This window comes from Methylobacterium symbioticum (assembly GCF_902141845.1).
GTDB lineage: Bacteria > Pseudomonadota > Alphaproteobacteria > Rhizobiales > Beijerinckiaceae > Methylobacterium > Methylobacterium symbioticum.
Map to the genome: position 1 here is coordinate 22,517 of NZ_CABFPH010000068.1, position 6,082 is coordinate 28,598.

A 6,082-nucleotide genomic window follows, 5' to 3' on the forward strand; every position below is an offset into this window, starting at 1 on the left:
TTTTCCCGAGGCCGGCGCTCAGATCCCGTCGCCGAAACCGAAGGACTGGTCCATGGTCAGAGCCGGCTGCTCCTCGGGTGCGAGCCGCGAGACCACTCGGGCCGGAACACCCGCGACGGTGGTATGGGGCGGCACGTCGTGCAGCACCACCGCGGCGGCGGCGACCTTGGCCCCTTCTCCGACCCGGATGTTGCCGAGCACCTTGGCGCCGACGCTGAGCAGAACCCCGCGCGCGATCTTCGGATGTCGGTCGCCGCTCTCTTTCCCGTTCCCGCCGAGAGTCACCGATTGCAGGATCGAGACGTCGTCGGCGATGATGGTGGTCTCGCCGATGACGACGCCGGTCGCATGGTCGATGAAGACGCCCGAGCCGATCCGCGCCGCCGGGTGGATGTCGCAGCCGAACACCTCGGAGATGCGGCTCTGGACGTGGAGCGCCAGCGTGGCCCGGCCCTGGTGCCAGAGCCAGTGCGCGACCCGGTAGGCTTCGAGGGCAGCGAATCCCTTGTAGAACAGGAAGGGATCGAGATAGCGGCGGCAGGTCGGGTCGCGCTCGCGGATGGCGACGAGGTCGCGCACCGCATGCGCCCCGGCATCGGGGTCGGCCTCGAAGGCGGCGAGACAGAGGTCGCGCATGGAGAGCCGGGCGAGGTCGCCGTCGCCGAGCCGGTGGGCGAGGCGGTAGGCGAGCGCCTGGGGCAGGCCGCGTTGGTCGAGGACCGTCGCCTGGACGATCCCGGCATAGAGCGGCTCCTCGATGAGCGCCGCCTCGGCCTCCGCGCGCAGGGCCGCCCAGACGTCGGCCTCCGCCGTGCCGCGGCTGGTGGCGCGCAGCGGCGACTGGATCGCCGTGGTCGCCGTCATGCCCGTTCCCCCGCGCCCGGTCAGTGGATCCGCCGAAACAGATCGGGCAGGTAGCGCTGCAGGGTCTCGTGCCCCTCGAACTTCACGTCGATGGTGGCCACGCCCCGGCCCTGGCCGTGAATCCCCACCACGCGGCCCCGCGCGTGGCGCCAGATCCCGAGCGCCTCGGCGAGGTCGAGCCGCTCGAACACGACCTGATCGCCCTGCATCACCGTCGCTGCCGCCATGGCGCCGAACTCCCTGGGCCCGACTGCGTCGGCCCGATCCTGTATGGGAAGAGACTGGTGAGACGCCCGCATCCGCCCGTGGGAAAGCTCTTCCTGATGTCCACGGCCGCTGGAGAAGGTTTCGGTCGCGAAGGATGCGTGCGGGAGCACGTTTTTTTTCGCTAAGTAATTGTTGTAATTGGATAATTGGGTACTCCGCGCGATTTTGCAAGCGCGTCTTGTCGAGCCGGTGCGCGTCCGGGGAGCCTCCGGGATCGCGCAGGGATTCGGAGCGCGCGGCCAGGGGCGGGCCGGGGTCCATCGCGGCCAAAGGCTTGGCCGGCCTCACGATGTCGGCGGTCGCCGCCGGCGCGCGGAGCCCGCGCGGCGCCTGTCGCGCGGGCACGCCAAACCTGTGCGGAGGGAAGGACGCTTTCCCGTTCGGGCGAGCGCGGGGATCATTCACGTCGGCGCGCGTGAATCTTTGGCGGGAATTTCCAGCCAGACGCGATGGCGGGAAGTCTCGGACGCTCGGGCCCGCGTCCCGGCTCCGGCGGCCGACGCCCCGAGCGTGGCGCGGATCAGAACAGCTCGATCATCGCGCTCTCGGCTGGTCCGGCCTGAGCGCCGACCGCCCGGGCATCGGCCTCGCGCTGGATCTGCGAGACGTAATTGGCGCGGACGGCCTCCAGCAGGACATCGGGCCGGAGGGGGCTCGTCGGTTCGATGCCGTCGAGCGATTGCCGGAGGTCGGCGAGCAGATCGTGGAGCATGCGAACCGACAGGCCCACCGCCTCGATCTGCTGGCGGACGACGTCCTGGAACTGGATCTGTCCGAACACGGCGAGCACCTGCTCACCGAGTTCTCCACTCAGCGCCTCGATCTCCGTGAGCTCCGTGCGCGCCATGCCGGCGATGATCCGGGTGGTGCGTTCGGCGATCCCGTCGAGATCGGCCATCAGCACCTGGATGCGTGCCTCCTCCGCCTCGCTCTGCGCCGCGTTGCTCGCAGCGGCCACGACGCCGTCGATCGTCTGCTGCACGGCCGTGACCCGGCGCCGCGCCTCGGCGATGGCCTCCTGCGAACCCTGGGCGAGGTTCTGAAGCTCCCGGGCGATGACCTGGAAGCCGGCCCCGTGACTGCCGGCCCGGGTCGCCTCGATATTCGCGTTGAGGGCGAGCATGCGCGTGGCCGCGCCGACCTTCTCCAGGCCTATGGTGAGCGCATCGAGGTTGCGCATCTGCTCGCCGACGCCGCTGATGGCGATGCGCTCGGCGCGGGTGCTCTCAAGGCGGTCGTGCAGATAGGCGTTGAGGGCGCCGGCGAGGGCGCGCAGCGCCCCGTCGCCGTCCTCGGCGAGGCCGACCATGCGCCCGCGTGTCGCCGCGAGGCAGGACGCGCTTCGGGCGTGCACCGCGTCGAGGGTCCGCAGGGCCGCGAGGATATCGCCGGCAGCCGCTTCCGTCTGGGCGACGACGCTCCGCAATTGCTGCTCGGTCACGCTGAAGAAGGGATCGAGCTGCGCGAGTGTCGCGGCGGCCTCGCGCGCCTCCGCGGGACGCTCCTCCGCCTCGGCCGCGCCTCGCGCAGAGGCCGCGCCCTGCGACAGGTCCGGCGGAGCCGGGGAATCCACCGTCGCCGTCTCGGCCGCCGAAGCCTGCGTGAACGGCGCCCGGCGACCGTCGCGCTGCAGAAGCCGCACGGCGAGGCCGCCGCAACCCGCATAGACCACGGCCTGGAGGACGGACCAGATCTGAACCAGATCCAGGATCCAGAGCGTGGTTCCGGCCGCCATGCCCGAGGCCCCGCCGAGAAGAAGCGCCTTCAGTTCGAACCGATCGGGCGCGGGGACGTCTGCGATCTGCATCGGGGCGGGAGCCATGGAAGCGTGAAGATGGGCGCGGCAGCCAAAGGGAGCCTGTCCGAGCGGGCGGAAACGGGGGCGCCGGATCGAAACGGTCCGGCTTGAGCGCGCGCGAGCCGACAGGGATGCCGGTTCGGCGGGGGAGCGCTTCAACACAAGGGCATCGAGCCGTTTCCGGTCGCCGCGCGATCCGGAACGGCGCTCGCGCTCAGGCTGCGCGGGGCAGAACGGCCGGCGCGACCTGCTTGATGACCTGCAGGAGCTTGTCGGGCTGGACGGGCTTCACCAGCCAGCCGGTCGCGCCGGCCTTGCGGGCCTCGTCGCGCTTCTCCGGCTGCGACTCGGTCGTCAGCACGAGCATCGGAACGAAGCGGGTTGGGGCGAGCTTGCGCAGCTCCTGGATCAGCTGCACGCCGTTGATGCCGGGCATGTGGAAGTCGGTGATCACCAGGCCGGGCGCGAGGCCCGCCCGCACCTTGGCGAGGGCGTCCTCGCCGCTGACGGCCTGCTCCGTGGCATAGCCCGACCGGGTGAGAATCCCGGACATGCTCGACAGGATCGTCGGCGAGTCGTCGACAAGCAGGATCGCACTCATGGCACTCGGTCCCTCTTCGGTCTCTCATGGGCCGGATGTCCGCACGGGGCGGCAGCAGATCCGGAGAATCGATTGTCGGTCTATTTGATTTCTGGACGGTGTATGGATTTCGATGAATATTTATTTCGTGAGTCCATGTTGGAATTTTGGTGAGTCAGGCGGGGATAATTTTATCCATCACGGCGTCGCATAAGTGCTCGAAATCTTGAACGGACCGTGATCGGGGCTTGAAATATTTGACCGGCTGCTGCTGTCCGAAGGCCTCTGCCAGGGCGATGTCGGGGCGGATGCCGACGAGCAGGCGCTCCTGGCCGAACTGGGCGGTCAGGCGCTCCAGGGTCTCCCGCTGCATCGTCATGCGCAGATCGATCTGGACGGGCAGGATCGACAGGCCGTGCAGGCCCGCGTTCAGCGTCGTGGCGACCCGGAAGAAGGAGCGCGCGAACTGCCCGACGCCATCGATGGCGAGATGGTGCAGGGTCGTGGGAACGAGGACGTGGTGGGCGCTCGCGAGGGCGCTGACGAGCAGGGCATCGGCCGTCGGCGCCGTATCGATGAGGACGGCCCGATAGGTCCCGGTGAGCGGCCTGAGCGCCTCGGCCAGGGCCAGCGGCGGGATCGCGCCCGGGACGCCTCCGAAGGTACGGTCGGCGGGCAGCACGTCGACGTTCGGATAGGCGGTCGCCTGAACGCCGTCGGCGAGCGCCGCCCCGGCGCCCCGGAACACGTCGTGCACCGTCGCCTGGCCCGGCGCCGCCTTCACGCCGAAGCCGAGACCCGCATGGCCCTGGCTGTCGAGATCGACCACGAGCACGCGGCAGCCCCGGTCGCCCAGCGCGGCGGCGAGATTGACCGTGGTCGTCGTCTTCGCCGTCCCGCCCTTGCGGTTGGACACGGCGATCACCCGCGCGCTCATCCCGCGCGACCCCGCTCCGACGCCTCCGCCCGCGGCAGGGCGGCGAGGCAGGCCGCGGCCGCCGGATCGGCCGGCTCGCCGCGGATCGCGGGGGCGGCCGCCATCAGCACCTGCAGGATGGCGGTGTGGGCCCGTTCGAGGCCGGACAGGTCGACCACCGGCACCGCCGACCCGCGCAGGGCGTCGAGCAGCGGCTCGGCCTCCTCGATGGGGCAGTGGCCGGTGAGCACAAGGCAATCGTCGCGCAGGTCGAGGGGCATCAGATGAGGTCCGGCAGGTTGAGGACGAGGAGGACGCGGCCGTCGCCGAGGAGCGCCGTGCCCGAGAAGCCGGCGAGGCCGGCGAGCAGGCCGTCCAGCGGCCGCACGATCACCTCCATCCGCTCGCGGAAGCCGTCCACCACGATGCCGATGCGTTCGCGCCCGACCCGGACCACCATCACCGCCTCCTCGTCCGGGTGCGCGTCGTGCGCCGGCTCGAGGCCGAGGCTGTCGGCGAGCCGCACGAGCGGGATCACCGCGTCGCGCAGGACGAAGGTCTCGCGCTGCTTGATGCGGTGGATCTGGGACGGCAGCACCTTCACGGTCTCCACCACGGAATCCATGACGACCCCGAATTGCTGGCCCTGCACCGCGATGGTGACGATGCGGGTCACCGCCATGGTGAGGGGCAGCTGCACCGTCACGCAGGTTCCCGCGCCGACCCGGCTCGTCAGCCAGACGTCGCCGCCGGCCTTGCGGACGGCGGAGCGGACCACGTCCATGCCGACGCCCCGGCCGGAGAGGTCCGAGACCTGCTCCTTGGTCGAGAAGCCCGCCGCGAAGACGAGGTTGACGAGGTCCTCCGGGCTCATCTGCGCCGCCTGCTCGGCACTGATCAGGCCGCTGCGCAGCGCCTTCGCGCGCACCGCCTGCGGGTCGATGCCCTGGCCGTCGTCGGAGACCTCGATGATGACGTTGTCGTTCTCCTGGCGCGCGGAGAGGCGCAGGGTGCCGTGGGCCGGCTTGCCCGCCGCGCGCCGCGTCTCCGGCGTCTCGATGCCGTGGTCGAGGCTGTTGCGCACCATGTGGATGAGCGGGTCGGCCAGGCTCTCCAGCACGTTCTTGTCGGCCTCGGTGTCCTCGCCCTGGATGACGAGCTCGACCTCCTTGCCGAGCTTGCGCGTGATGTCCCGCACGAGCCGGGGGAAGCGCTGGAAGACCTGGCTCACCGGCATCATGCGGATCGCCATGACGCCGACCTGCAGGCCCTGGGCGATCCGGTCGATGACGGCGTACTGCTCCTTGATCTCCCGTCCGAGCTGGCGCGAGCCCGAGACCTGCTCGACGCGCTCGGCGAGATAGGCGAGGCCGTTCTTGGCGACCGTCAGCTCGGCGACGAAGTTCATCAGCGCATCGACCTTGCCCTGGTCCACCCGCAGCATGCGGGCGGGCCCACGGCCGTCCTCGGCCGGCTTCGGCTCCGCCGGCCTGACCTCCGGCGGAGCGGCGATGGGGAGCAGGCCTTCCCCGGACGGGCCTTGCGGTGCCTGCAGCGCGGCCGGTGCCGGCGCCAGGGCCCCGGCCGCTGTCCGGGGGACGAGCGCCTCGGCGAGGCGGCGCGCCACCGTCGGCTCGTCGCCGCCGTGGTCGGCGAG

Annotated in this window: 7 protein-coding genes; all 7 read right to left on the bottom strand. The window is 70.8% G+C overall.

Features of this window, described 5'->3' with window-relative positions:
• Positions 1-18 precede the first annotated feature (18 nt).
• The gene (cysE, locus tag MET9862_RS19865) at positions 19-864 is read right to left on the bottom strand and encodes a serine O-acetyltransferase (RefSeq protein WP_142584619.1); all 846 of its coding nucleotides are present in this window, start codon (positions 862-864) and stop codon (positions 19-21) included.
• Positions 865-884: 20 nt separating this feature from the next.
• Positions 885-1,091 carry a hypothetical protein gene (locus MET9862_RS19870; protein WP_142584620.1) on the bottom strand — a complete coding sequence of 69 codons (207 nt, stop codon included), beginning with the start codon at positions 1,089-1,091 and terminating at the stop codon, positions 885-887.
• 560 nt (positions 1,092-1,651) lie between these two features.
• The gene (locus MET9862_RS19875; protein ID WP_185156942.1) at positions 1,652-2,938 is read right to left on the bottom strand and encodes a methyl-accepting chemotaxis protein; all 1,287 of its coding nucleotides are present in this window, start codon (positions 2,936-2,938) and stop codon (positions 1,652-1,654) included.
• Between the two features lie 205 nt (positions 2,939-3,143).
• The gene (locus MET9862_RS19880) at positions 3,144-3,530 is read right to left on the bottom strand and encodes a response regulator (protein ID WP_142584622.1); all 387 of its coding nucleotides are present in this window, start codon (positions 3,528-3,530) and stop codon (positions 3,144-3,146) included.
• A 154-nt stretch (positions 3,531-3,684) separates the two neighbouring features.
• Positions 3,685-4,446 carry a ParA family protein gene (locus MET9862_RS19885; RefSeq protein WP_142584623.1) on the bottom strand — a complete coding sequence of 254 codons (762 nt, stop codon included), beginning with the start codon at positions 4,444-4,446 and terminating at the stop codon, positions 3,685-3,687.
• Positions 4,443-4,706 carry an STAS domain-containing protein gene (locus MET9862_RS19890; RefSeq protein ID WP_142584624.1) on the bottom strand — a complete coding sequence of 88 codons (264 nt, stop codon included), beginning with the start codon at positions 4,704-4,706 and terminating at the stop codon, positions 4,443-4,445. The genes MET9862_RS19885 and MET9862_RS19890 overlap by 4 nt, the downstream gene beginning before the upstream one ends.
• Positions 4,706-6,082, bottom strand: a 1,377-nt coding sequence (locus MET9862_RS19895; protein ID WP_142584625.1) for a chemotaxis protein CheA, incomplete at its 5' end; no start/stop codon positions are given. The genes MET9862_RS19890 and MET9862_RS19895, both read right to left, overlap by 1 nt.

Bases quoted from the DNA above. Each gene is read 5' to 3' on its own strand.
- MET9862_RS19890 (WP_142584624.1), bottom strand. From the start codon at position 4,706: ATGCCCCTCGACCTGCGCGACGATTGCCTTGTGCTCACCGGCCACTGC.
- MET9862_RS19885 (WP_142584623.1), bottom strand. From the start codon at position 4,446: ATGAGCGCGCGGGTGATCGCCGTGTCCAACCGCAAGGGCGGGACGGCG.
- cysE (WP_142584619.1), bottom strand. From the start codon at position 864: ATGACGGCGACCACGGCGATCCAGTCGCCGCTGCGCGCCACCAGCCGC.
- MET9862_RS19875 (WP_185156942.1), bottom strand. From the start codon at position 2,938: ATGCAGATCGCAGACGTCCCCGCGCCCGATCGGTTCGAACTGAAGGCG.
- MET9862_RS19870 (WP_142584620.1), bottom strand. From the start codon at position 1,091: ATGGCGGCAGCGACGGTGATGCAGGGCGATCAGGTCGTGTTCGAGCGG.
- MET9862_RS19880 (WP_142584622.1), bottom strand. From the start codon at position 3,530: ATGAGTGCGATCCTGCTTGTCGACGACTCGCCGACGATCCTGTCGAGC.